Here is a 25,869-nt window from a genome sequence, read left to right on the forward strand (position 1 = left end):
GGAAGCGCGGGGATCGCGCGTTTGTCGTCATCGCGAAACGCTTGCATTTCCGAGGCATGGAGCGTATAGAGCAGCGAAATTCTTGATCGGTTGATGAAGAGTGGGCCCGTCAGGACCCGCTCTTTTTTATTACCGGATGACCGGGAGAACGAGCGCTTGTCCGAGACTGTGGCAGCCGAGACGGCTTACGAGACGCGGCTGATTGCCGAAACCGGGCTCGACCGGCGGATCGCCGATATTGTCGAGCCCGTGCTGATCCCCATGGGTTACCGGCTGGTGCGCGTGCGCCTTTCGGCCCAGAACGGCGCGACGCTGCAGATCATGGCCGAGCGGCCGGACGGAACGATGACGGTGGAGGATTGCGAGGCAGTCTCCATGGCGGTCTCGCCGGTGCTCGATGTCGAGGATCCGGTCGACAAGGCCTATCATCTGGAGGTCTCCTCGCCGGGGATCGACCGGCCGATGGTGCGCCGCTCTGATTTCTCGCGTTGGGCCGGGCATTTCGTCAAGCTCGAGACCTCGGTGTTGGTCGAAAGCCGCAAGCGCTTCCGCGGCAAGATCGTCTCCGCCGACCAGGATGGCTTCACGCTCGAGCGCGACCAGCCGGCCCCCGGCGAAGAGCCGCTGGTTGTCATTCCTTTCACGGCGCTGGCAGAAGCACGGCTGATCTTGACCGACGAGTTGATCCGCGATGCGCTGGCGGCCGACAAGAAGGCCAAGGCCGCGCGCCTGGCCGCCAACGAGAATTTCGAGGACGAAGCGTCGTCCGACGAGGAGTGAGCCGGCAAGGGCCGGCAAGGCATAGTGACTGTTTCAAGTCCGGTGGGACGACGGGGCTTTTCCCGCGGGCCGGCGAAAGCTTTTTACGGAGACCCTGACCATGGCAGTGAGTGCAAACCGGCTCGAACTTCTGCAGATCGCGGATGCCGTCGCGCGGGAAAAGGTGATCGACCGCGAGATCGTTCTCGCCGCCATGGCGGATGCGATCCAGAAGGCGGCGCGCTCGCGCTATGGCTCCGAGACCAATATCCGCGCCGACATCAACTCCAAGACCGGCGAAATCCGTCTTCAGCGGCTCTTGGAAGTGGTCGAGCAGGCCGAAGACTATTCGACGCAGATCCCGCTCGAGCTGGCGCGCGACCGCAACCCGGATGCAGCACTTGGCGACTTCATTGCCGATCCGCTGCCGCCGATGGATTTCGGCCGCATCGCCGCTCAGTCGGCCAAGCAGGTCATCGTGCAGAAGGTGCGCGAGGCCGAGCGTGACCGGCAGTTTGACGAATACAAGGACCGCGTCGGCGAGATCGTCAACGGCACGGTCAAGCGCGTCGAATATGGCAATGTCATCGTCGATCTCGGCCGTGGCGAAGGCATCATCCGTCGCGACGAGATGATCCCGCGCGAAAACATGCGCTATGGCGACCGCGTTCGCGCCTTCGTCTACGACGTCCGCCGCGAACAGCGCGGGCCGCAGATCTTCCTGTCGCGCACCCATCCGCAGTTCATGGTCAAGCTCTTCACCATGGAAGTGCCGGAAATCTACGACGGCATCATCCAGATCAAGTCGGTCGCCCGCGATCCCGGCTCGCGCGCCAAGATCGCCGTCATCTCCAACGATTCGTCGATCGATCCGGTCGGCGCCTGCGTCGGCATGCGCGGCAGCCGCGTCCAGGCCGTCGTCGGCGAGCTGCAGGGCGAGAAGATCGACATCATCCCCTGGTCGCCGGAACCCGCCAACTTCATCGTCAATGCGCTGCAGCCGGCCGAAGTCTCCAAGGTGGTTCTCGACGAGGATGCCGAGCGCATCGAGGTGGTGGTGCCCGACGAGCAGCTGTCGCTCGCCATCGGCCGTCGCGGCCAGAACGTACGCCTTGCCTCGCAGCTGACCGGCTGGGACATCGACATCATGACGGAGCAGGAGGAATCCGAGCGCCGCCAGAAGGAATTCAACGACCGCACGGCGCTGTTCATGGAGGCGCTTGATGTGGACGAGATGGTCGGCCAGGTGCTGGCATCGGAAGGCTTCGCCCAGGTCGAAGAGCTCGCTTATGTCGATCTCGATGAAATCGCCTCGATCGAGGGCTTCGACGAGGACACGGCCAACGAGATCCAGACGCGCGCCCGCGAATATCTGGAAAAGATCGAGGCCGAGATGGACGAGAAGCGCAAGGCGCTCGGCGTTGCCGACGAGCTGCGCACGATCGACGGCATGACCGGCCATATGCTGGTGGCGCTCGGCGAGGACGGCATCAAGACGGTGGAAGACTTCGCCGGCTGCGCGGCCGACGATCTGGTTGGCTGGTCGGAGCGCAAGAATGGCGAGACCAAGCGCTTCGAAGGTCTCTTCTCCAAGCTCGAGGTTTCGCGTGCCGAGGCGGAAGCCATGATCCTGCAGGCGCGGCTGGCGGCCGGCTGGATTACGGAGGAAGACCTTGCACGCGAGCAGGAGGCACTCCAGATAACGGAAGGTGCGGACGAGGAAGAGGCTTAAGCGCCTTCCTTCGCCCGTAGGCGTTCCCGTCATGATCAGCGACAACGAGACCGGTGCTGCAGCCGAAGGCATGGCTGCGGATGTGAAGGACGACGAGCTGCCCGTGAACGGACGCATGTGCATCGTGACGCGCGAGAGCGGCGAGACGGAAGACCGTCTGATCCGCTTCGTTGCTGGCCCCGACGGCCAGGTGGTCCCGGACCTGAAGGGCAAGCTGCCCGGCCGCGGCTGCTGGGTGACCGCCGAGCGGGCGATCTTGGAAAAGGCGATCGCCCGCAAGCTCTTTGCGCGGGCGCTCAAGGCCGAGGTGAAGGCGGAGCCTTCGCTCCCCGACGAGGTGGACCGGCTGCTGGCCCAGCAGCTGATCGGGATGATGAACATGGCGCGCAAGGCTGCGCAGTTCATCTCCGGCGCCTCGAAGACCGAACAAGCTGTGCGCGGTTTGGCCGCGCTCGCTACATTTCACGCAAGCGATGCAGCCCCGGATGGCGTGCGCAAGATCAGCCAGGCGCGCAAGGCCATGAGCTTCGCCGTCGAGGACGGCAGCGAAATTCCGGCCTTCCGCTTGTTCACCGCAGCGGAACTCGACAGCTCGCTCGGAAGTAATTCGTTTATCCATGCCGCAGCGCTTGCAGGGCAGGCGGGTGAGGGTGTAGTGAAGCGCGCAAAAGCGCTCGAACGGTATCGGGGCCCATCTTCCCCTTGATGTCACGAGCGGAGCTCGCCAGCCGACGAAGATGACGAAAGGCGCGCCGGCCAAGGCCGCGGCGCCGGCAATGGCAAGACAATCGAATGACGGGGTCCGATGACGAAACATCCGGCCCTTTGAGGAACGGAACGGAATGACCGATAACAATGACGACAAGACCCTGAGCGGAGCCGGCAAGAAGACGTTGTCGCTTCGCCCCTCCGGCGTGAGCCAGGGCACTGTCCGCCAGGACATGGGCCGCGGCCGCACCAAGGCTGTCGTGGTGGAAACCCGCAAGCGCCGTACGACGCGCCCTGAAGACGAGAAGCCGGTCACGCCGATCGCCTCGCCGCAGCCGCGCCAGCCGGAAACGCGCGTCATGCCACAGCAGGTCGCGCGGCCGCAGCCGCCGCGTCCGCAGCAGCCGACTGGCCAGTCGGCCCGCCCGGATACCAATCGTCCGCGCACCGGCGTCGTGCTGAACCAGCTGTCGCCGGGCGAGATCGATGCCCGCCGCCGCGCGCTCGCCGAAGCGCAGATCCGCGATGCCGAGGAAGCCAAGGCCCGAGCTGCAGCCGAAGCGCGCCGCCAGGCCGAGGAAGCCGAACGGCTGAAGCGCGAGGCCGAAGAAGAGGCTCGCCGCGCCGCCGAAGAAGCGGCCCGCCCGAAGGTCGTCGAGCCCGAGCCGGAAGTCGAGACGGTTGCGGAAGCCGCAGCCCCCGTCGTCGCGCGCCGCGCGGGCGAGGATCGCCCGGCCGCGCGTCCCGCCGCTCCGGCAGCACCGGCCGCTCCGGCGCCGGTTCGCGGCCGCCGCACCGGCGCTGATGAGGATGACCGTCCGGCCCGCCCGGGCGCTGCGCCTGCGCGCGGCAAGGTTGTTCGTCCCGAGCCCGCCAAGGTTCCGGCCCGTCCAAAGACCGATGAGGAACGTCGCAAGGGCAAGCTGACCCTCACCGCCGCACTCGACGACGAGGCCGGCGCCCGCGGCCGCTCGCTCGCCTCCATGCGCCGCCGGCAGGAGAAGTTCCGCCGTAGCCAGATGCAGGAGACGCGCGAGAAGGTCATGCGCGAGGTCGTCCTGCCCGAGACGATCACCATCCAGGAACTGTCGCAGCGCATGTCCGAACGCGCGGTCGACGTCATCAAGTTCCTGATGAAGGAAGGCCAGATGATGAAGCCCGGCGACGTCATCGACGCCGACCTGGCCGAGCTCATCGCCAGCGAATTCGGCCATACGGTCAAGCGCGTCTCCGAGTCCGACGTCGAAGAAGGCATCTTCAACGTCAAGGACCAGGAAGGCGAGCTCGTCTCGCGCCCGCCGGTCGTCACCATCATGGGTCACGTCGACCACGGCAAGACCTCGCTGCTCGACGCCATTCGCCACGCCAACGTGGTCGCCGGCGAAGCGGGTGGCATCACCCAGCATATCGGTGCCTATCAGGTCGAGCAGAACGGTCACAAGATCACCTTCATCGACACGCCCGGCCACGCCGCCTTTACGGCCATGCGTGCCCGCGGTGCGCAGGCGACCGACATCGCCATCCTGGTGGTCGCCGCCGATGACAGCGTGATGCCGCAGACGATCGAATCCATCAACCACGCCAAGGCGGCCAATGTGCCGATCATCGTGGCGATCAACAAGGTGGACAAGCCGTCGGCCGATCCGCAGAAGGTCCGCACGCAGCTTCTGCAGCACGAGGTCTTCGTCGAATCCATGGGCGGCGAAGTGCTCGACGTCGAGGTTTCGGCCAAGAACAAGACCAATCTCGACAAGCTGCTCGAAGCGATCCTGCTCCAGGCGGAAATCCTCGACCTCAAGGCCAATCCGAACCGAACGGCCGAGGGCACCGTGGTGGAAGCCGAGCTCGACCGCGGCCGCGGTTCGGTTGCAACCGTTCTCGTCCAGACGGGCACGCTGAGGCCTGGCCAGATCATCGTCGCCGGCGATCAGTGGGGCCGCGTGCGTGCGCTGGTCAACGACAAGGGCGAGCATGTGAAGGAAGCGGGTCCGGCCATGCCGGTCGAGGTGCTGGGTCTTTCCGGCACGCCGGCTGCGGGCGACCGGTTCGCGGTCGTCGAAAACGAAAGCCGCGCCCGCGAGATTTCCGAATATCGCCAGCGTCTGGCCCGCGACAAGGCCGCTGCCCGTCATTCCGGCCAGCGCGGTTCGCTGGAACAGATGATGACGCAGCTGCAGACCTCGGGGATGAAGGAGTTCCCGCTGGTCATCAAGGGCGACGTGCAGGGCTCGATCGAAGCCATTGCCGGCGCGCTGGACAAGCTCGGCACCGACGAGGTGCGCACCCGCATCGTCCATTCGGGCGCCGGTGCGATCACCGAGTCCGACGTCTCGCTGGCGGAAGCCTCGAACGCCGCCATCATCGGCTTCAACGTGCGTGCCAATGCGCAGGCGCGTCAGGCAGCCGAACGGGCAGGGATCGAGATCCGCTACTACAACATCATCTACGACCTGACGGACGACGTGAAGGCCGCCATGTCGGGCCTGCTCTCGCCGGAACGGCGCGAGACCTTCCTCGGCAATGCCGAGATCCTGGAGGTGTTCAACATCACCAAGGTCGGCAAGGTCGCGGGTTGCCGCGTCACCGAGGGCAAGGTGGAGCGTGGCGTCGGTGTTCGCCTGGTGCGCGATAACGTCGTCATCCACGAAGGCAAGCTCAAGACGCTCAAGCGCTTCAAGGACGAGGTCTCGGAAGTCAATGTCGGCCAGGAATGCGGCATGGCCTTCGAGAACTACGAAGACATCCGCGCCGGCGACACAATCGAGTGCTTCCGCGTGGAGCACGTCACGCGGACGCTTTAAGCGATCGACAGTCTGCTTCGAAGACGGGTGCCCCTGGCGCCCGTCTTCCTGTCGGGCGATGCCGCCCCGACGGCGTTCCAGCCACAGTCAGCCGATTATCCGGCTTTCCCGCCCGTTGGCGTCGATGCCCGTGCTTGCTGCAACAAGGCGATCGATCTGCTCCGGCGTTTGCGGCGGGCCCATGAGAAAGCCCTGCAGCTGGTCGCAGCCGGCTAAGCGAAGCGCAACCGCCTGATGCGGCATTTCCACTCCTTCGGCCGTAACAGGCAGATTGAGAGCTGCAGCGAGGCTGATCGTCGCGCTCAACACCTGCGCCCCGTTGCCTTCCGCATCGGCCGCGGCAATGAACGAGCGATCGAGCTTAACGCGTTCGAAGCCGAAGCGCCGCAAGGCATCGATGCTGGTATAGCCGCTGCCGAAATCGTCCAGGGCGAAACGGATGCCCACGGCCCGCAGTCTTTCCATCGTCTTGCGCGCCTGTTCGACCTTAGCGCCAAACACGGCTTCCGTCACCTCGAAGGTCAGCCGGCCCGGGTCGAAGGACGTCGCCTCCAGAAGGCCTACGACCATCTCGGCAAAGCCCGGGCGACAGAGCTGCAGCGGCGAGATGTTGACCGACAGGCCGAGGGTCGGCCAGCGCCGAGCGTGGTTGAGCGCAAGGTGCAACAAGCGGCGGCCGAGTGCCTCGATCAGCCCTGCTTTCTCCGCCAGGGGAATGAAGACTTCCGGGGAGATCGGGCCGGTTGGCCCCGCCCATCGCGCCAGAGCCTCAACGCCAGCCACGGCTCCATCGGCGGCGGAAACGAGCGGCTGGAACTCAAGCGTCACCGCGCCGCTGTCGATGGCTTGGCGCAGCGCGTCCTCGATCGCCGCAAGTTGCAGCTGTTCGCCGTCGAGCGTCGCGTCATAGGCAACAGCTCGATTGCGGCCCGTCTCCTTGGCGCGGTAAAGCGCCATATCGGCGCGGCGCAGGAGTTCGGAGGGTGTGGTCGATCCATCGGCCGTGGCCGAACCGATGCTGGCACCGACCTCGATCGGCCGTCCGTCGATCAGGAAGGGTCGGCGGAACAGCGACAGAAGCTCCTCGATCAGCACTGGGTTGACCGGGCCCCGCTCAAGAAGCGCAAACTCGTCGCCGCCGAGGCGCGCGGCACCGATCGTGCTCGCATCGAGCCGCGCCAGGGCGGCGCCAACCTTTACGATCAGCGCGTCGCCGACCGCATGCCCCCAGGCATCGTTGACTGCCTTGAACCCGTCGAGATCCAGAAGGTGCAGCGTGTGGACCGTCGTTTGGTTCACTTCTGCCGTGATCTGCGTCAGGAGCTGCATCAGACCCTTGCGATTCATCAGTCCGCTCAGGGCATCATGGGTTGCTTCGAGGCGCGAGGCACGGGCGGCAGCTTGGAGGCGACGAATGGCGAGAGCGCCGAAGATGAGAATGCTTCCGAGAAAGAACAGAAGCAGCGCAACCGCGCCCAGCACGAAGGGTCGCACTTCGGCATAGATCGTCGTGCCCGGGTGGCGCCGCTCCCAGGCGAGACGCGCGACGGTCCTCCCATAAGAGCCTGGAATGGCGAGCGATACGCTATCCCTCGCCGACTCCGGCTCCCAGCGCAGATGGTTCACATCGTGCTCGTCGCCGATCTTCTGCACCAGCTGTGGCGTCAACTCCCGCACCAGCATCAGGACCGGAGAGCGACCCGGCTGCGTCTCCGCCGAAAAGGGCCGGATCGCATGGGCGCCGACGAGGAACACCCGTCCCTCATGGCTGAGTATCCCAAGCTCGAGCGTGTCGCCCAGTGCGGCCGCGGCCGTCATGAGAGCCCGATAATCCGGCCCCAACAGCGCCTCCGGCTCGAAGGTCTCCTGGCGAAAATAGGCGGCGATGAGGCGGCCTTCGGGGGCGGAGACCAGGCAGCCCTCATAGAGAGAAAGAGGTTCGCCCTGCTTGACCCAGTTGTCGAAGATCCAGCTGTCGCTCTTGGGGCCGGTTACGCTCGCATAGGCCTCATCCCAGACGGCATTGTCTTCGAGCGTCGCGGCCAGGCTGGACTTGAGACTGTTGATGGCCGAGGCAACGGTCTGGACCGCGTGCCTGTCGTCGATCTCGTCGGCCGAGGCAATCATCGTCCGCACGACATGCGTCATCAGCGCCGTCAGGCTGAGGGCGAAGATGAGGAAGAACAGGGTAACCTTCACGACCTGGAAGATCTGAGCCGCAGAGTCTGAGAGTGTGCCACGTCTCATGGATGAACCGGTCGCCAAAAGTGTCTTCGATTGCCTGCGCCTGAAATGCCGTCTTACCTGATCGCTCCACCACCGCATGCAGAGTATATCGAGAAAGACTAAAAAAGAATGGCGATAGGAAGGCGTCCTGGAAATCGCAGGGCTTCGACGTCACGCACGTCTCGCGCGATGTCGCAGCGTGGAGACAGCGAGCTGTAGCCATGGACTGAGGCTGGGGGGAGCGTCGCAGAGGTGGGAGATTGGCGTATGGAGGGAGGCACGGTGGGTGCCGAAGGCATCCACCGCAGCGTCTTGAACCGGGGGGCCGCTTAGCAGGCCGGCGTTGCGCCGGTTGTCGTACCGCCGGAGCTGGTGCCGCCGGTCGCAGTGGAGCCGGATGAGGTGGTGCCAGCCGTGCCGGGTGCGCAGTTGGTCGAGCTGCCCGCAGTGCCGCCGGTCGATGTATCGGCGCCGCCGGTGGTTCCGGTGCCCGTAGCTCCGCCGGTCGTGGTGCCGCCGCCGCTCGTTCCGCCATCCGTGCTCGTACCGCCGCTACCGCCGCTCGTGCCGGTCCCGCCGGCCTCACCGCTTGTGCCCGATGAGGCGCCGCCGCCGGTCGAGCCACCGCCGCCCGAGCCGCCCGAGCCGCCACCTGCCTGGGCCAGAACCGAGCCGGCGAGCGCGAGAGACAGCGCTGCGGCTGTCAGTGTCATCTTGATCATGATGGATCCTCCATGCGGTCGAACGAAGGGTCCGTTCGACAGAGGCTTAACCAGCTGACCGGAGGCCGGTTCCCGGCTGCGACAACTGTGCAGCTATGTCCTGCTATCGTTCTCCACGCAGCGCGATGGCCACCGGCAGGCGAAGAGCCGAATGAACCGATGGTCTACATCCGTCTTCGAGACGCTCAATGAGACCGGTGCCCGGCTTCGATGTCAGGCAGCCGGCCAATCGTTGGCGGGATCGACATTGGGGTCGGCCGTCGGCGTTGCCTTGGGCGCGTCGGACCGCTGCTGCTGGCTGCCGCCCGCCGTGTCGGTCGTCTGTTTCTTCCCCTGATCCTGCTCAGGCGTGGTGCGTTCCGGGCTCGTGTCGGTCATGGCTTGTTCCTCTTCTTGCAGGGGAACCGGCAAAGGCCTGGCTTGTTCCGGCCAGGAGAGTTGCTCACGGCGACGCATGCCTCGAAGCGGTGACGCTTGTGGTTTGTCATGCGATCCTGGGGCTGCGAGACAGACTAGTAGTTGCCGCCATCGCCGCCGTCGGGACGATGGGCGGGGAGGGCGCGGTCGGGTTCGACGTCCGGCTGGAGATGGCGCAGCTGTTGCGCCGCATGGCGCAGCGCCGCCTGCCAGGCCTCGGCGTTCATCGAATCGGCGCGCGCCGCATCGGCTGCGATGGCCTGTGCCACCGAACCTTCGGCACTTTCGCCGCCGTCCTGCGTCAGCTGCCGCACCATGACCGCCGCAAGATCCAGCATGCGCGTCACGTCCGAAGGCGCCAGGCGGCTTGCCTCGTTGGACCCGGTCACCAGCGCCACGATCAGCTCGTTCACGGTGTTCATGCAGCCTTCCTCCTCTTGTCGCTCGGGATCTGGCCCTGCAACGGCCAAAGGCAAGGGCTGCGACGGCGCCGCGCGTCCCCAGCGATCGACGGTCCGTCAGGACGCCGGCTTCAAAGCGCCGCTCCGCCGCTCGGATACCGCTCGAACCGAGCCATTCCCGCCGACCTTGGCATCGAGCGCCCAGGCATAGGCATCGACATGCAGCCGGATCAGCCGGCGCATCTCGTCCACGTCGCGCGCCGTTTCGCGCAGGCCGCGCATGCCGTAAGTCAGGCTGCGAGCGATCTCGTCTGGCGGAGAGGAGAGGGCCGTTGCGTCCGTGTCCCCGAGGATTTCGACCAGCAGCGCCTGGAAATGCGCGTAGGCCTGCCGGACCGCGGCGAAGCGAAGATCGAAGAGATCGGCCGAATCCGGATAAGCCGCCGCCAGGGCCACGCCGTGCGAGCCCCAATCGCCGCAGGCCTGGTGCAGGCGCTCGCGCCGGCTAGGGAGGAGTGCAATCTGCGTGCGGATGTCGGCGATCGCGCGCTGATCCATCTGCGCAATGACCGCAGCAAAGATCGCCTCCTTGTCGGCGAACAGGAGGTAGAGCGCCGGACGCGACATGGCCGCTTCGGCGGCGATGTCACCCATCGTCGTTCGGACAAAGCCGTAGCGGGTGAAGACACGCTCGGCAGCGGCGAGCGCTGCCTGTTCTTTGTCAGATCGGGAAGCCATGTCTCACCTTGACAAATCAGGAGAAAACGTCAAGAACTGACAAAATAACGAAAAATGTCAGGTGGTAAAACATGTCTCACAATGACGTTGCCGTATGGCTGCGCTCTCAGTCGCTCGAGCTTGGCGAAAGCTCCGTGACGATGGTCAACCTCCTCTGGTTCCGTAAGCAGCCACTCTACGCGCAAGGCTTTGCTGGCGCGCGGGCGGATGCCCGTGCCGCCTATTACGAGGGCTATGCCGGCGCGTTTCAGGCGATCGCGGCCGAACGTGGCGTCGTTGCCGAGCTGGTCCATGCGGGGCGACGGACGGCGACATTCGGCGGCGGTTCGGAAGAGGACTGGGATGACATTGTGCTGGTCCGCTACCAGCGCCTTGCCGACCTGATCGGCATGATCGAGGATCCACGCTATCTGACGGAGGCCGAACCGCACCGTCAGGCCGCTGTCGCCAAGTGGCGCTTCCTCGCCACACGTGCCGGCTGAGCAGGGCCTATCCGGCTCACGAAGCAGGTCCACGCGATCGGCATCTCGCGACCGCAACGGCGTCTCGGTGTCGTGGCGGTCCAAGATCGTCAGCACACGCCCCCCTCTTGCGGAACCTTCCTGCCGGGCAGCACGTTGCGCAGCCATCTCCGGCTCGCGGCACGTCGTGCGTTCTCCGAAGACCTCAGCCGGATCAGGAAGACAGGGAAGTCGCGCCGTCAGGACAGGCGCCAGCAAGCAGGATTGGGCAAATGAGAACGTTGTTGTGGGTTTCCGCGGCCATCTACACCTCGGCCGCCGTGTTTGCCGCCGGTTTCTTCAGTGCAACGGCGCTGATGGCGCGGCCGGCAACGCAGGTGCTGGCAAGCGCCGACATTTCCGATCTGTGGACATCGAGCCCCAAGGTCGTCGAACCCGGCGCCCAGAAGCTCGAGCGCGTCGCGGCTCTGACCTTCCCCAAGCCGACGCCGGTCGAGGAGACGTCCGGCCAGGACTCGCTGCTTACGGAAGCCGATGCGCCGCTCGGTTCGGACCCCGGCATCGATCGGGAGGCCACCGGCGCCATCGCGCCGAACGGGCCGGACAGCAACGCGGACTATGGTCAGCAGCCGATGCTGAATCCGGATCATCTTGCCTGGTGCGAGCGGCGCTATCGCTCCTACGATCCAAGCGACAACAGCTATCGGTCCTACAGCGGCAGCCGTCGCAGCTGTGTCTCGCCGTTCCAGCAGCAGGCCGATTCCGGTCCGTTGCCCGCCGCCTCGGACGAGGGCGGCGAAGTCATGGCCATCAACATGTCCGACGGGTCCGAGGCAGACGGCTTCGTCGGCGATATCGGCCCTTCCGACGACCATATCCGGCGCTGCAGTGCCCGCTATGCCTCCTACCGGGTGGAAGACAACAGCTACCGCGCTTTCAGCGGAGAACGCCGGCCCTGCCAGCTGGACTGAGCAAGGTTTTTTCGCCGTGCTTCGCGGTCTCTAGCTCGCTTGCGCCCCGGCGGACGCGCCGAGGACCAGCGAGCGGAGTGCCGCGCGGGACAGCGGCCGCGAAAGGTGGAAGCCTTGGAGATGGTCGCAGCCGAGGCCTTGAAGGGCTTGCTGCTGCTCGGCGGTCTCCACCCCTTCTGCCGTGATCTTTAGACCCTTGGCCTGCGCCATATGGATCATGGCGGCGACCAGCGCGCGGCTGTTTTCCTGGTTCATATCGTCGATGAAAGACTTGTCGATCTTGATGCGGTCGATCTCGAAGCTCTGGACACGCGAGAAGGTCGAGTAGCCGGTGCCGAAATCATCGATGGCGATCGTCACGCCCGCCTCGCGCAGAAGCCTGATCGAGCGAGCGAGCTGCGCCTTGTCGGCGACGACGACGCTTTCGGTCAGCTCGATTTCCAGGCGCGCGGCCTGCAGGCCCCAGCGCGCCAGCGCCGTCAGGACCTTGAGCGGATAGGACGCGGTTTGGAGCTCGATCGAGGAGGCGTTGATCGAGAGCGTCATGCCCGGCAGCTCGGCCAGCATGCTGCAGGCCTCCTCGATCACGATCGCCCCGATCTCATGAATCAGCCCGGTTTCCTCGGCAAGCGGGATGAAGACGGCGGGGCTGATCGGACCCTCGCTCGGATGGTTCCAGCGAACCAGCGCTTCGAGCGAGATCGGACCGCTGCCATCGGCGGCAAAGACCGGCTGATAGACCACCTCGATCGGCGTTCGCGCGGTGACTGCCTCGCGCAGCTCCTGCTCCAGGCTGCGGCGCTTGCGCAGCAGTGCGTCCATATGGGTGCCGAAGATCGCATAGGCGTTCCGGCCCGCGGCCTTGGCATGGTAGAGCGCGATATCGGCGCGCCGGGTCAGCTCGACCGGATCGCAGATCCCGTTTGCCACCGCCACGCCGACGCTGGCGCCGACCACCACATGCGCCGCATCGATCTCGAACGGCTGCTTGAGAACCTTGACGATCGCCTCGGCGATTTCTTCTGCCCGGCCGACGCTTTCCGGATTGAGCAGGATGGTGAACTCGTCGCCGCCGATGCGCGCCACCAAGGCATCCGGGAGGAGCCGGGTCATACGCTCGGCCGCCAGGGTAATCAGCCGGTCGCCGACCGGATGGCCGAAGCTGTCATTCACCTCCTTGAAATGGTCGAGATCGACGAACAGCACGCCATGCGCCGCATCGGCCGGCGCGGTCTTCAGGCGCTCGCTCAGCTGCTCGGCGAACCAGGCACGGTTGGCAAGGCCGGTCAGGCTGTCATGCGAGGCCTGATGGCGCAGCGCGTCCTGGCTGGCGGCAAGTCGCACCGAGCGGCGCCACAGGGCGGTGCCGGCGAGGCTGGAGCCGGTGAAGATCGCCACCAGCATCAAGCCGAGCGCCACGGATGTCGCCTCGAGCACGACATGGCCCGGACGGAACGGCTTCCATTGAAAATAGCCGATAGTCGCGCCCGCGGCCGAGCGCAGCGGCACGAGGGAAAAGCGGGGATCCTGCGTGCCCTCGGCGCTGAAGCGCAGCGCGTCGAATACATATTCCCTGCCGATCTCGGCCGGCAGATCGCGATCGAGGAAGCGGACGGCGACATGCAGCGCCTCGCTGCCTGGCGCCTGTTCGACCGCGCCGGAATCGGAGACGATCGGCTTGACACTGACGATGGCCGGTCGGTCGCCGACCCATGTCAGGTCAGCCTCGCCGATCGAGAGGATGCGGTCGCTCGTCCCGCCCGTATCGCCGGCGGCCAGTCGGGCCTGCAGCCTTGCGGCGAGCGGCGCATAGGCCCGCTCGAAGTCCGTCGCGCTGGGCACGCCCTCATCCGTGGCCATGAAACTGTAGATCGGCCGCGCCGCGGCATCGAGCACGATTGCAGCATCATGGCCGAAATAGGTGTGCATCCACGTGCCGAGATTGCCGTCCATCCATTCGAGATCGCGGGCTGCGGTATGGCGCACCGCATCGTCCCAGACCGTGGCGCTTTCCTGGTCATGGGCGATCGCGCCTTGCAGCTTGGACACTGTCAGCGTGACCAGATCGCGCTGGCGCGCCGTAGCCACATCGTCCGCCTTCTCGGCGGCCCAGCTTAAGGCAGCAAACAACAGGCCGCAGATGATCAGCGCGAGCGCGGCCGGCAGCGCCCATCGGAGAACCCATTGTGCCTGCAGCGTCTTCATTCTCGGATGATCCTGTTCTTCAACTCGGTCAGTGATAGCTAACGCTGCTTAAAGGCTTGGGAAAAAGAGATGGTTACGCGGCGGTAAAGTTCGGTTTCGCACGGAGTAAGGGCGGGCGCAGACCGGACAGCGCGCTCCGACGCAGACTCATCTGGATCAAAGCCGGCCTGAAGGCGTTGTCGCCGCGTGACCCAGATGCCTCCCTCCGCCATTGCACGGCCCGCCCTCTTCGCCGAAGCGCTTCCGCGCCTCGGGCCCCGTCCTCTCGTCGCCTTCCACAATGATGCCGATGGGCTTTCCGCTGGTGTGATCCTGGTGAAGACGGCGACGGCGAGGGGGCAGACACCCGCCATGCGGATCGTCGGCAAGGGAGAGAACGCCTTCTCGCCGGCCTTCGCCACGGAGGTTCAGGCGCGTCACGACTCCGGCGAAATAACCGGCCTCATCATCGCCGATCTCGGCGTGTCCTCCGCACTCTCCGTTGGCTCGCTGCCGGTCATTCTCGTCGATCATCACGAACCGACTGGCTACCCCACGTCCGCGACGGTCATCAGCGGCATCGCCGACGATCCGATCCCCACTTCCAGCCTGCTCGCCTATCGCTGCGCGGCCACGATTCTCGATCCCGCGCCATTTCTCTGGCTGGCGGCCATCGGCCTGATCGGCGACATGGCGGAGGGGAGTGGCTTTGCGGAAATGGAGGCCGCCCGTGCGCTCGGCATCACGGCGCTGCGCAAGGCGGCAGCCCTCATCAATGCGCCGCGTCGTTCGGCCAGCGGCGACGCAATGCCCGCCTTCGACCTGCTGATGAAGGCGGACGGACCGAAGGCCGTGCTCGACGGCCGCTTTCCCGAAACCGAACGCCTGCTTGCTGCGCGCGACGAGGTGCGCCGCGCGGTGGAGGACGCGCGCAAGGCGCCGCCGAAGATCGTCGGGCCGGTGGCGCTCATCCGCTTCTCCTCTCCCTGCCAGATCCATCCGCTGATCGCCCAAAGCTGGACCGGCCGGCTGCGCAGCGACATCGTGATCGCCGCCAACACCGGCTACCGGCCAGGCTGGGTGCACTTTGCCGCCCGCGCGCCGCGCGGCGCCGATGTTCTGGAGTTTCTGGAGCACGTGCGGCCGCCAGGCGCCGACGAGCAGTATGGAAAGGGCCACCGCGCCGCCTCCGGCGGTGCGCTGCGCCACGCCGACTGGAACCTGTTCGTCGATCGGCTCGGCTTCGGGGAGTCCATGCATGCAAACGAGGATACAATCTGATGACGGCACGACTCTCGCGGCTCGGTTTTCCGGTCAAGGTCATGGCTCGCGACGACCTGAAGAGCAACGACACGCGCCGCCATGCCAGCCAGCCGCATTTGAAGGTCTCGCTCGGCTATGTCGATCAGATCCTCGACCATCTGCAGAGGCACGACATTCGCATGTACCGCATGTCGTCCGATCTCGCCCCCTATGCCACGCATCCCGATCTTCCCGCCTTTCACGGCATGGTGCGCGAAAGTGCGGCAGAGCTGCGTGCCATCGGCGAGAAGGCAAAGGCGCTCGATATCCGGCTATCCTTTCATCCGTCGCAATTCGTGGTGCTGAACAGCCCCGATCCGGTGCTTGTCCAAAAGAGCATTGCGGACCTCGTGTCGCAGGCCGAGATGCTGGATCTCATGGAGCTCGGGCCGGAAGCGGTGATGGTCATTCATGTCGGCGGCACCTATGGTGACATTCCCTCGAGCCGGGCGCGCTGGGCGCAAACCTGGCAGACGCTGCCCGAGCCGGTGCGCCGACGCCTGGTGCTCGAGCATGACGATCTGCGCTTTTCGGCCGCCGACGTCTTGTGGATCCATGCCGAGACCGGCGTGCGGCTGATTTTCGACTATCAGCACTTCTGGTGCCTCAATCCCGAGCGCGCGGATCTTCGCGAGACGCTGCAGGCCGTGCTTGCCACCTGGCCGGAAGACCAGCAGCCGAAAATCCACTTCTCCTCGCCACGCACCGAGCTGCGCGAGCAGATCCGCATTGACAAGGCCACCCGCAAGAAAACGGTGCGCCATGTCGCGCCGGTCTTTACCGGCCATGCCGATTTCGTCAATCCGTTCGAATTCGCGACCTTCATGCGCGTGGCCGAGGGGCTCGATTTCGATGTGATGCTGGAGGCCAAGGCCAAGGATCTCGCTTTGTTGCGCCTGCGGCCCGATCTCTTGCGCTATGCCCCCGATGTGGCCGCCCGCTTCGGGCTCGAGGCCTCGGAGGTCGATGCACTCGAGGCAGAGGAAGATGCGGTGCTCGACGAGGTGGACGAAGGTGCCGGAGCGTGAGTGGGATCGTCTCTCGAGAAAATCTCCATTCAACGCTTTGAAGGTCACGCAATCGTGACGCCCGATCAGCCGACCCCTCGAACGGGAAACCATGCAGGCGGTTAAGCCGGACAGAAGCGAAAGGGATGATGCCATGGCGAGGACACCGACGTTGGATCGACGCAATTTGTTGAAACTGAGCAGCGCCGGCGCCGCTGGCCTGCTCGTTGCCGGGCGTGCGTCGGCTGATACCTACCCCGCCCCCTCCGACGTCGATGTTGGCCGGGTGGAGGAAGGCAAGGTCAAGTTCGACGCCTGGCGCTCGCCGGCCGATACGCCGTCGCCCCCGACGCCCGCTCCGCTGCCGCCGGAGGAGCGCGTCGGCTTCGCGCTCGTCGGGCTCGGGCGCCTTACGCTCGAACAATTGCTGCCGGCTTTTTCCCAGTGCATGAAGGCCAAGGTGGTGGCACTGGTCTCCGGCACGCCGGAGAAGCTGAAGGCGGTCGCCCAGCAATATGGGATCGATCCCGCTGCCTGCTACAGCTACGAGACCTTCGACACGATCAAGGACAATCCGGCGATCGAGGCGGTCTACATCGTTCTGCCGAACGCGATGCATCGCGAATTCACCGAACGCGCGGCGGCCGCCGGCAAGCATGTGCTTTGCGAGAAACCGATGTCGGTCAGTTCGGCGGAAGCGCGAAAGATGGTCGAGGCCTGCGAACGGGCGGCGGTGAAGCTGATGATCGCCTACCGCATCCAGTATGAGGGCTACAATCTGCGCCTCGCGGAATGGACCCGCAGCAATCGCTTCGGCCGGCTGGTCGGCATGTCGTCCACCAATGTGCAGACAGTGGCCGAGGATGGCGAGAAACAGTGGCGGCACAAGAAGGCGATGTCCGGCGGCGGGGCCCTGCCCGATATCGGCCTCTACTGTCTGAACACGGCGCGCTTCCTGACCGGCGAGGAGCCGGTGGAGATCATGGCCAGCGTCTATAGTCCGCCGGGCGATCCGCGATTTGCCGAGGTCGAGGAGACCATGTCCTTTACGCTACGCTTTCCGTCCAATGTCCTCGTCAATTGCCTGACGAGCTATGGCGCGCGCGATGACAAGCACCAGCGGCTGAACTTCGCCACCGCCGTGGCCGACATGCCGAATGCCTATAGCTATGAGGGACAGTCGCTGGTGATCACCAGCCGCGAGGGCGAATCGACCGAGAAGGCGGATGTCAGCCTGCAGGCACCGAACCAGTTCGCCGCCGAGATCGACCATATGGCAAGCTGCATTCTCGATGATCGCCGCCCGCGGACCCCTGGCGAGGAGGGTGTTCAGGATCATGTGCTGATGGAGGCCATCTATCAAGCCGCCGCCACTGGCGCTCCGGTGCGGCTCGCGCCGGTCGATGGGCGCGACGCCTTCCGCGGTCCGCCTGCAACCGTGATGATGAAGTGAGCGGCCAAGGCTGCGTGATGCAAGATGAAAAGGGGCCAGCTCTCAACAAGGGCTGGCCCCTTTCGCGATATCAAGAGCCGGCGATCAGCTTGGTGACATGGGCGAGATGGGTCTCGAGGCTCGGCAGGGTCTCTCGGGTAAAGCCCACCAGCTCCTGGTCGTCGCCGCTGCCGGCATAGGTGCGGAACAGCGCGACCGCCTCCAGATGCGCTTGCGCCTGCATGTCGAGGTAAAGACGGTCAAAAGCCTTGGCATCGGCAGCCTTCAACTGGTCGATCATCAGGCTGTGCTTGGGCGAAAGCGTCGGGGGCGGTACAGCCACACCCTTGCCAGTCAGCGTCGCCTTCAGCTTGTCGGCTGCCTTGGTATGATCGGCGATGATCATCTCCGCCGCCTGCTTCAGCGGCGTCGATTGGCTCTTCTCCAGAGCGATCTTGCTCGACTGGATCTCGAACTCATTGGCGCTTGCCAGAACCTTGAGGAAGGTCGCGCGGTCGATGGTCATGATCGGCACGGCATCGCCGGCAGGCTTGGCCATCACCGCTTCGGCAAACGCGGGCGGTGCCGCAAGAGCGACGGCGAGGGTCAGGCTGGCGGCCTTGACGAGGGTGGAAAGGGTCATCGTCTCTGTCCTTGATGGGAAGATCATTTGGCAAACGCCTTGACGAGATCGGCATTGGCCGCGTCAACGGCGCTCTTGGCTTTGTCGACCACCTTGGCCATGCCAAAGAACTCGTGGGTGACGCCGGTCACATCGATCAGATTGACCGTGACCCCGGCGGCCCGCATCTTCTCGGCCAGCGCCTGGCCCTCCGAGCGCAGCGGGTCGATCTCGGCGGTGATCACGGTCGCCGCCGGCAGGCCATCGAGGTCCTTGCGGGAGACGAGGTCGATGCGCGGATCGGCGGTCTGGTCCTTCGAGACGAAGACATGGCCGATGAACCATTCCATATCGGCCTTGCCGAGCGGCGCGGCATTGGCGTTGGCGCGATAGGATGGCGTGTCCACATCGCGGCCGGCGATCGGGTAGACGAGAAGCTGGTGAACCGGCTCGGTCGTCTTCCTCTCCTTGGCCATCAACGCGACATTGGCCGCCAGATTGCCACCCGCGCTCTCGCCGGCAACGGCAATGCGCTTGGCATCGCCGTTCAGCGTGTGGATGTTCTCGACCGTCCAGAGATAGGCGGCCCAGGCATCCTCGTGCTGGGCAGGAAACTTCGCTTCCGGCGCATGATGATAATCCACCGAAACGACCAGCGCCTTGGAGCCGAGAGACAGCGCGCGCGGGGTGGCGTCATAGGTATTGAGATCGGCCACGACCCAACCACCGCCATGGAAATAGAGGATGACGGGGAAGGGGCCCTTGCCCTCCGGCAGATAGACGCGGGCGGGCAGGGCGCCGCCAGCGGTCGGAATGGCGATGTCGCGGGTTGCGACCTTTGCCTCGGGATCGGGAGAGATACCCTTCTCGCGCTGGACGGCGAGCGCGGCATCGGCCGGGCTTGCCTGGGTGCGGGCCTCTGGAACGGAGAGCGTGTGGAAGGGCTTGGCCTGCAAGGACACCAGCCGGTCCAGGACCGCCTGCATCTGCGGATCGGGCTTGGCGTCCTGGCTGTGCGCCGACACGGGAACGAGCAGCGTCAGGGCTAGTCCCGTGGCGTGTAGGAGGGAGAGAGGGCGAATCATGATCGGTCCTTTGTCGGGGGGAGGAGAGCGTTACGGCTTCGGCGGTTGGACGGTCTGGGCGTAGAGGCCAACGAGTTCGCCCTTGGCCACGACATGGCCGGAGAGGGCTGAGAGAAGCTGGTCGCGATCGGCGGTCGGCGGCAGGTCGATCATCGTGTCGAGCGCCAGCACCTGGACGTGATAGGCATGGGCAGGATCGCCGGCGAGCGGCTTCGGGCCGTAATAGCCGTGCGTTCCCGCCGTGTTGCGGCCCTGAAGCACACCTTCGGGTGCGCGCAGGCGCAGCTGCTCCTGGAGCCCCTCAGGCAGGCTGGTGACGCTGGCCGGAATGTTCCAGGCAAGCCAGTGCACGAAAGGCTTGGCCGGCTTTGAATCCGGATCCTCCATGATGATCGCGTAGGAGACCGCACTGGGCTGGCGGTCCCAGCGCAGCGGCGGCGAGACGCCATCGGCATATTCGCTATGGCGAAGCGGAATATCGCCATTCGCCTCGAAGGCGGTGGAGGAGACGGTAAGGGTGCCCTTCGCCTCCGTTTCCGGACGGGCAAGGGCAAGCGGCACGTCGAAGCCCTTCTTTCCCTGCGCGGTCATCGCTTCTGCCGGCACCGGGCCTGTCGCTTGAGCCTTAACGGCCGATCCCTGATAGGCGATGCGATAGAGGACGCCGTTGGTGTCGTCGCTGACGAGAAGCGCACCATCCTTGGCGAAGGCCAGGCCGACGGGGCGGGCGAAATGCGTCTTGCCACCATCGGTGAGGAAGCCGGTCAGGAAGGGCTCCATCGACTTCGGCTCACCCTTCTCGAAATGGATGCGCACCACCTCGTATCCGGAGGCCGGATTGCGGTTCCAGGAGCCGCGCATGGTGGCGAAGGCATCGCCCGCATAGTCGTCCGGGAAGCTGCCGCCCTTGAGGAAGGCCATCTGCATCGGCGCTGCGTGGGCAGTATAGCCGATCACCATAGGCTCGCTCTGATCGCGCCATTGCTGCTTCGTCACGCCGCCGATCGGGGTGGACTGCGGATAGATGTCGCCAGCGCCATAGACATGCGGCCAGCCATATTGCTTGCCGCGCTCGATCCGGTTCAGCTCCTCCGGCTGCACCTCGTCGCCGAGCAGGTCGATGCCGTGATCGAGACCCCAGAGCGCGCCGGTCTCAGGATTCCAGTCGAAGCCGATCGTGTTGCGCAGGCCGGAGGCGAAAATGGTGCGGCTCTTCCCATCGGGCGTGGCGCGCAGCAGCGTGGCGTTTTCGGGGTTGCTCTCGTTGCAGGCATTGCAGGTCGAGCCGACGGAAATATAGAGCATGCCGTCCGGGCCGAAGGCGAGGGTCCGGTTCGGATGCTGGCCGGAATCCGGCAGATTGCCGATGATCATGGTCAGCGGCCCGAGCGTGCCGTCCGGCTTGATCTCGGCGCTGAACACCTCCTTGACGGTCGCGAGGTAGAGCGTCTTGTCCTTGATGGCGAGACCATGGGCCTGGGCGCGGTTGGCGACCGTCACCGGCGGGCCGTCCGCCTTGCCATCCCCATCCTCGTCCTTCAGCAGTAGAACGTCGCCTTCTTCCCGGCGGCTGACATAGACGAATCCCTCATCGGAAACAGCGACAATGCGGGCATTGCCGAGCCCCTGCGCGAAGGGCGCGACGCTGAAGCCGTCCGGCAGCTTCAGCGCACCGATCCGCTCGCTGGTCGGCAGCACCTTGTTGGGCTTGAAGACATTGGTGGTGATCTGCACCTCGGTGCCATCGCCCTGCTGGGCGTGCGCTGCCTGATGCGCAGAGAGAAGGGCGAGCAGTGACAGGGCGCTGGGCAAAGCGGATTTCATGTGCGGGAGCCTCCGTGATGACCGGGTTAAGTAAGTGGTCCGTGGTTTGTTCCTCGCTCATGCAACTGGCCCGCGAGGCGACAGTCGCGCCTGCCTCACCTCGTCTCGGAGCAAGAGAAAAGATTCGCAAACGAACTTGACAACATGTTGTCATGTTCCAGATCTCCCACCATGAAAACGCCAGATCCGCTTCCGCCTGTCCGTGCCTTGGTCATTGCCATCTTCGAGGCGAATGGACGACTGGTCGACATGGGCAATCACATCGTCCGCCCGGCCGGGCTCACCACTGCCTGGTGGCAGGTGCTTGGCGCGCTCGGCTATGCGCCGACGCCGCTGTCCGTCTCCGAGATCGCTCGGGCGATGGGGCTGACGCGCCAGGGCGTGCAGCGCGTCGTCGATCTTCTCGTCGACCATGGCCATGTGACGCTCGAGCCCAATCCGCACCATCGGCGCGCCAAGCTGGTCGTTCTGACCGATGCCGGCCGCCAGGCGCTGGAGACGGCCGAGCGCGCGGCCGGACCGATCGACGCCCGGGTGCTTGAGCGGATCGGCGCCGAGCGCCTGTCCGTCGCCCTCTCCGTTCTCGGCGAGATGACCGAGATCGTGACGCAGGCGCTGGACGCCGTGCCCGTTTCCCCCTTCGCTTCTGAAAAGGAATGATCATGCCGTTCTCCGGTAATTCTGCATTCGACACAGACGTCCTCATCGTTGGCGGCGGCCCGATCGGTCTTGTCACCGCCTGTGCGCTCGCTCATCACGGCGTCCGCTTCCGCATTGTCGAAGAGCGGCGCGAGCCCAAGCCGCATTCCCGCGCCAACAATCTCTGGGCGAGGCCGCAGGAGCTCCTGCAGAGGATTGGGCTGCGCGATCGATTGGCCGAACAGGCCTATGCGATCACCGAGATCCGCACGACGGTCAACGGCGAGCGCGTCGATCCCGTCCACATCGCCGATGTGAAAAGCCCGTTCGGCCCGGTGCTCTATAGCGGCCAGGATGTGATCGAGACGACGCTGACGCAGGTGATCGAGGAGCAGGGCGGCCGGGTGGAGCGTGGCCGCAAGATGACTGCGTTCATCCAGGATGACGAAGGTGTCACCGCAACGCTTGCCTCGGCCGCGGACGACGATGAGGCGACAGGAGCGGACGAGACGGAAACCATACGCTGCCGCTATCTGATCGGCGCGGATGGCGGAGACAGTCTCGTGCGCCGCCTGCTCGGGCTCGATTTCGAGCCGGAAAACCTGCCGGACTGCATGAATCGCCAGGTCGATGCCAAGCTCACCTGGCGGCGCGGGGCGGAGCCCGACACGCTCTGGTTCTTCTATTATCCGAAAGGTTTCTGCGGCGTGCTGCCCGTCTGGGGCGGTTATCACCGGCTGTTCTTCCTCGCCGACGACACCGGCATTCCCGACCGCGATCCGACGCTCGAGGAGATGCAGGCGATCGCCCGGGAGGTCACCGAGGACGAGAGCCTGACGCTAAGCGACCCGATCTGGCTCACCCATAGCCGCTTTCGCCATGGCGTGGCGGAGCACTATGCGCGGGGACGGGTTTTTCTCGCCGGCGATGCCGGCCACCGCACGCTGCCGATCGGCGGACAGGGAATGAATGCCGGCCTGCATGATGCCGTCGGCCTTGCCTGGCGTCTGGCCATGGTGCTCGCGGGTCAGGCAGGTCCGGCCTTGCTTGCTTCCTATGATGCCGAACGGGGCGGCGAGCATCGCGCGCTCGATCAGCGCCAGGCCAAGGGCTTCCGAAACAGCGTCTATCGCGGGCCGCTCAAGGACGCAGCGATCGGCCTTGCCGCCAAGCTGCTGCCGAGCGTCGGCACGCTGCTTCAGGGGAGCGACGATCTGCAGCAACTCTCCGTCGCCTATCCCGAAAGCCCGCTCAGCGTCGATCATCTGCGGGGCCTGGCCGACCTCCTGCCCCACGGCGCGAAGCATGCCGGCGAGCGGGCGCCGGATGCGAAACTGGTCACCGCCGATGGCAGGCGCACGACTCTGTTCGCCGAGATCGACAATCCCGATGGATGGACCACCGGCTGGGCGTTGCTGCTCTTCGACGCAGGGAAAGCGGAGGCTGCCGAAACTCTGGAGGGGGCTGCGCTGGCCGCGCGCGACTGGCCCTGGCTGCGCCCGCGTCTTCTGCTCTCGGCCGCGCCGCTCTCGCCGACCATCCTCTCGCTCTCCGATTTTGATGGGCTTGCGCATGCCGCTTACGGGATCTCCGCACGGCCGAGCATGGTCCTCGTCCGGCCCGATGGGCATATCGCCTTCCGTGCGCCGGCGGACAGGCCGGATCTGCTCAGCGACTATTGCCGGACGATCCTCGGCGCAGCGGCATGAAAAGCGGGGACGGGAGACGTGGCCATCCCGTCTCCCTTCGCTCTACCCGCCGGCGGAGCAGAAACACCACGCCGCTCAATACACGTTAACGCTGTGTTAGAGACATAAAATTTAGAGTGTTGTGATAGAAGTACCACAGTGTTGATGCTCGTCCGGAGTACGCCCCATGCTCAAGTTGACCATTTCTCGTCTGCTTCTTCTTTTCGGAATGATCGTCACGCTTGGTCTTGCCAGCTCCATCGGCGTTCAGACATTCGCCATGCGTTATCTCAAGGTCGGCGGGCCGGTATACACGGAAATCGCCAACGGCAAGGATCTGATTGCCGATATTCTGCCGCCGCCTCTCTATGTCATCGAAGCCTATATGCTGGCCAACGAAGCGCTGCTCTACCCGGAGCTCGCAGATGTAAACCGCACGAAAACCAAGGATCTCAGAGCGTCCTTCGAGGATCGAAAGGGTTTCTGGAAAACGGCGAGGCTGGACGAGACGCTGCGGGCCAAGCTCGAGAACGAGGTGGTGACGACCGGCGAGACCTTCTGGGCCGCGCTCGACGCCTATGAGGCGGCGCTGAGCAAGGGTGAGGCTCCATCCCTCGATGCGGTCCAGCACGCCTTTTACGATCACGACGCCAAGGTTCGCGAACTGGCGAGCCAGGCGACGACGACGCTCGAAGGTTCGGTCGCCCAGGCTGAACAGTCGAGCATCTTCTACGCCGTTGCGACATCTGTCGGCAGTGCCGTCTCGGTCCTGATTTTTCTCGTCGGTCTCTGGTTCGTACGGCGCCGGGCCATCACGCCTCTCGTCGAAATCGGCGCCTATATGAGCATCCTTTCGCACGGGACCTATAGCCAGGAGGTGCCCTTGATCGAACGCGATGACGAAATCGGCTCGGTGGCGCGCTCCGTCGCCGTGTTTCGGGCCGCCGCGATCGAGCGGCAGCAGATGCAGCTGACCGTGGAGCGGGAGCAGGCCCTTTCGCAGGAGCGACTGGCCGAGCAGCAGCGGCTCCGGGAACGCGAGGATGAGGAATTGCAGGTCGTCGTGCAAACGCTGGGCGCCGCCTTGGAACGTCTCGCCCAGTGCAATATCCGGATGACGCTGGACGAACCCTTCGCTGAGCGTTTCGACCTGCTGCGACGCGACTTCAACAATTCCATCACGACATTCCAGGAGACATTGGAACAGGTCCTTGGCAAGACCGCGACCCTGTCGCGCAGCGCCTCGTCGATGCAGGAGGCTGCCGAGGAACTCTCCCAGCGGACCGAGCAGCAGGAGGCTGCACTCGAAAAGACGTCCGCCGCCCTTGAAGAGGTCAGCGTCACCGTCCATTCCTCGGCCGAACGCGCCGGAGAGACACGCAAGCTGGTGAGCGCGGCCAATGAATGCGCGACCTCGTCGGGCCAGATCGTCCGCGATGCGGTCGATGCGATGCGCCGGATCGAGGGCTCGTCGATGCAGATCGGCCAGATCATCCATGTCATCGACGAGATCGCCTTCCAGACCAATCTTCTGGCGCTGAATGCCGGCGTGGAGGCGGCGCGGGCAGGCGAAGCGGGCAAGGGCTTTGCCGTCGTGGCGCAGGAGGTTCGCGAGCTCGCCCAGCGCTCCGCCAAAGCCGCCAAGGACATTACGGCCCTCGTCAAGGCCTCCTCCGACGAAGTGCAAAATGGTGTTCGTCTGGTGGATCAGACCGGCGCCGCGCTCGACCAGATCACCCGCTTCGTGGTCGAGATCGACGAGAAGGTGGATGTGATCACCATCGCCGCGCGCGAGCAAACCACCGGGCTGCAGCAAATCAGCGACGCGGTGAACGCGCTCGATCACATGACCCAGCAGAACGCCGCCATGGTTGGAGAAACAACGGCGATCAGCCGGAGCCTGTTCGCCGATGCGTCCGACCTCAACGAACTCGCGGCCCGCTTCAAGCTCAACCGGCGGAAGGCTGTCCGCGAGCCTGGGACCCCGTCTCTGAACCAGGCTGCCTGAGCCACCGTTCGCTGGCCGCCAGGTCGCCCGAATCCGAACATTGATTGCAATCTCTAAGGGGGAGGCCGGCGCCTCCCCTTTTTGCTGTCTGTCTCCATGAGGCTTGGACTGACGAAGAGGCCGCGCGCTCTCATGACCTCGG

The 25,869-nt window shown here is 65.2% G+C and carries 21 protein-coding genes; 12 read left to right on the forward strand and 9 right to left on the reverse strand.

What is annotated here, in order from left to right; translation table 11 throughout:
- Nucleotides 1–156 precede the first annotated feature (156 nt).
- The 4 genes from rimP to infB all read left to right on the forward strand — a co-directional run bounded on the left by rimP (nucleotide 157) and on the right by infB (nucleotide 6,000).
- Entirely contained in the window at nucleotides 157–780 is a 624-nt protein-coding gene (gene rimP, locus ACLE20_RS11230; protein WP_410940371.1) for a ribosome maturation factor RimP, read from the forward strand.
- A gap of 100 nt (nucleotides 781–880) precedes the next feature.
- Nucleotides 881–2,491, forward strand: coding sequence for a transcription termination factor NusA (nusA, locus tag ACLE20_RS11235; protein ID WP_410940372.1), 1,611 nt, complete (start codon nucleotides 881–883; stop codon nucleotides 2,489–2,491).
- A 70-nt stretch (nucleotides 2,492–2,561) separates the two neighbouring features.
- Nucleotides 2,562–3,197 carry an RNA-binding protein gene (locus tag ACLE20_RS11240; protein WP_410940517.1) on the forward strand — a complete coding sequence of 212 codons (636 nt, stop codon included), beginning with the start codon at nucleotides 2,562–2,564 and terminating at the stop codon, nucleotides 3,195–3,197.
- 136 nt (nucleotides 3,198–3,333) lie between these two features.
- The gene (infB, locus tag ACLE20_RS11245) at nucleotides 3,334–6,000 is read left to right on the forward strand and encodes a translation initiation factor IF-2 (RefSeq protein WP_410940373.1); all 2,667 of its coding nucleotides are present in this window, start codon (nucleotides 3,334–3,336) and stop codon (nucleotides 5,998–6,000) included.
- Between the two features lie 87 nt (nucleotides 6,001–6,087).
- Here the strand turns inward: infB and ACLE20_RS11250 are convergent, their stop codons facing one another.
- From ACLE20_RS11250 to ACLE20_RS11270, 5 genes are all read right to left on the reverse strand, one after another.
- Nucleotides 6,088–8,247, reverse strand: coding sequence for a putative bifunctional diguanylate cyclase/phosphodiesterase (locus ACLE20_RS11250; protein ID WP_410940374.1), 2,160 nt, complete (start codon nucleotides 8,245–8,247; stop codon nucleotides 6,088–6,090).
- A gap of 308 nt (nucleotides 8,248–8,555) precedes the next feature.
- Nucleotides 8,556–8,948 (reverse strand): hypothetical protein, encoded by a 393-nt coding sequence (locus ACLE20_RS11255; RefSeq protein ID WP_410940375.1) that lies wholly within the window; start codon nucleotides 8,946–8,948, stop codon nucleotides 8,556–8,558.
- A gap of 213 nt (nucleotides 8,949–9,161) precedes the next feature.
- Nucleotides 9,162–9,326: a hypothetical protein gene (locus ACLE20_RS11260; RefSeq protein WP_410940376.1), complete on the reverse strand. Its 165-nt coding sequence runs from the start codon at nucleotides 9,324–9,326 to the stop codon at nucleotides 9,162–9,164.
- A gap of 134 nt (nucleotides 9,327–9,460) precedes the next feature.
- Entirely contained in the window at nucleotides 9,461–9,787 is a 327-nt protein-coding gene (locus ACLE20_RS11265) for a hypothetical protein (protein ID WP_410940377.1), read from the reverse strand.
- 96 nt (nucleotides 9,788–9,883) lie between these two features.
- Nucleotides 9,884–10,504: a TetR/AcrR family transcriptional regulator gene (locus ACLE20_RS11270; RefSeq protein WP_410940378.1), complete on the reverse strand. Its 621-nt coding sequence runs from the start codon at nucleotides 10,502–10,504 to the stop codon at nucleotides 9,884–9,886.
- 71 nt (nucleotides 10,505–10,575) lie between these two features.
- On the opposite strand from ACLE20_RS11270, the gene ACLE20_RS11275 reads away from it, so the two are divergent.
- Nucleotides 10,576–10,986, forward strand: a complete 411-nt coding sequence (locus tag ACLE20_RS11275; protein WP_410940379.1) for a hypothetical protein — start codon at nucleotides 10,576–10,578, stop codon at nucleotides 10,984–10,986.
- Between the two features lie 251 nt (nucleotides 10,987–11,237).
- The gene (locus tag ACLE20_RS11280) at nucleotides 11,238–11,936 is read left to right on the forward strand and encodes a BA14K family protein (RefSeq protein WP_410940380.1); all 699 of its coding nucleotides are present in this window, start codon (nucleotides 11,238–11,240) and stop codon (nucleotides 11,934–11,936) included.
- A 30-nt stretch (nucleotides 11,937–11,966) separates the two neighbouring features.
- On the opposite strand, the gene ACLE20_RS11285 is transcribed toward ACLE20_RS11280, so the two are convergent.
- Complete coding sequence (locus ACLE20_RS11285) at nucleotides 11,967–14,141, reverse strand: putative bifunctional diguanylate cyclase/phosphodiesterase (RefSeq protein ID WP_410940381.1); 2,175 nt, start codon at nucleotides 14,139–14,141, stop codon at nucleotides 11,967–11,969.
- Between the two features lie 195 nt (nucleotides 14,142–14,336).
- Here ACLE20_RS11285 and ACLE20_RS11290 point away from each other — a divergent pair, with 195 nt between their 5' ends.
- From ACLE20_RS11290 to ACLE20_RS11300, 3 genes are all read left to right on the forward strand, one after another.
- Complete coding sequence (locus ACLE20_RS11290; RefSeq protein WP_410940518.1) at nucleotides 14,337–15,401, forward strand: phosphoesterase; 1,065 nt, start codon at nucleotides 14,337–14,339, stop codon at nucleotides 15,399–15,401.
- Nucleotides 15,401–16,450, forward strand: a complete 1,050-nt coding sequence (uvsE, locus tag ACLE20_RS11295; protein WP_410940382.1) for a UV DNA damage repair endonuclease UvsE — start codon at nucleotides 15,401–15,403, stop codon at nucleotides 16,448–16,450. The genes ACLE20_RS11290 and uvsE overlap by 1 nt, the downstream gene beginning before the upstream one ends.
- Nucleotides 16,451–16,601: 151 nt before the next feature.
- Nucleotides 16,602–17,882 (forward strand): Gfo/Idh/MocA family protein, encoded by a 1,281-nt coding sequence (locus tag ACLE20_RS11300; protein WP_410940383.1) that lies wholly within the window; start codon nucleotides 16,602–16,604, stop codon nucleotides 17,880–17,882.
- 70 nt (nucleotides 17,883–17,952) lie between these two features.
- On the opposite strand, the gene ACLE20_RS11305 is transcribed toward ACLE20_RS11300, so the two are convergent.
- Genes ACLE20_RS11305 through ACLE20_RS11315 form a run of 3 tightly spaced genes read right to left on the reverse strand, consistent with a single transcriptional unit; the run spans nucleotide 17,953 to nucleotide 21,392 of the window.
- A complete protein-coding gene (locus tag ACLE20_RS11305) occupies nucleotides 17,953–18,504 on the reverse strand; it encodes a DUF4142 domain-containing protein (protein WP_410940384.1) in 552 nt (183 codons plus the stop codon).
- 23 nt (nucleotides 18,505–18,527) lie between these two features.
- Nucleotides 18,528–19,568 (reverse strand): alpha/beta hydrolase fold domain-containing protein, encoded by a 1,041-nt coding sequence (locus tag ACLE20_RS11310; protein ID WP_410940385.1) that lies wholly within the window; start codon nucleotides 19,566–19,568, stop codon nucleotides 18,528–18,530.
- A 30-nt stretch (nucleotides 19,569–19,598) separates the two neighbouring features.
- The gene (locus tag ACLE20_RS11315; RefSeq protein ID WP_410940386.1) at nucleotides 19,599–21,392 is read right to left on the reverse strand and encodes a YbhB/YbcL family Raf kinase inhibitor-like protein; all 1,794 of its coding nucleotides are present in this window, start codon (nucleotides 21,390–21,392) and stop codon (nucleotides 19,599–19,601) included.
- A gap of 171 nt (nucleotides 21,393–21,563) precedes the next feature.
- Here ACLE20_RS11315 and ACLE20_RS11320 point away from each other — a divergent pair, with 171 nt between their 5' ends.
- The 3 genes from ACLE20_RS11320 to ACLE20_RS11330 all read left to right on the forward strand — a co-directional run bounded on the left by ACLE20_RS11320 (nucleotide 21,564) and on the right by ACLE20_RS11330 (nucleotide 25,727).
- Complete coding sequence (locus tag ACLE20_RS11320) at nucleotides 21,564–22,052, forward strand: MarR family winged helix-turn-helix transcriptional regulator (protein ID WP_410940387.1); 489 nt, start codon at nucleotides 21,564–21,566, stop codon at nucleotides 22,050–22,052.
- A gap of 2 nt (nucleotides 22,053–22,054) precedes the next feature.
- A complete protein-coding gene (locus ACLE20_RS11325) occupies nucleotides 22,055–23,740 on the forward strand; it encodes an FAD-dependent monooxygenase (RefSeq protein ID WP_410940388.1) in 1,686 nt (561 codons plus the stop codon).
- A 166-nt stretch (nucleotides 23,741–23,906) separates the two neighbouring features.
- The gene (locus ACLE20_RS11330) at nucleotides 23,907–25,727 is read left to right on the forward strand and encodes a methyl-accepting chemotaxis protein (RefSeq protein WP_410940389.1); all 1,821 of its coding nucleotides are present in this window, start codon (nucleotides 23,907–23,909) and stop codon (nucleotides 25,725–25,727) included.
- Nucleotides 25,728–25,869: the final 142 nt, after the last annotated feature.

The sequence above is a fragment of the Rhizobium sp. YIM 134829 genome (assembly GCF_046546455.1).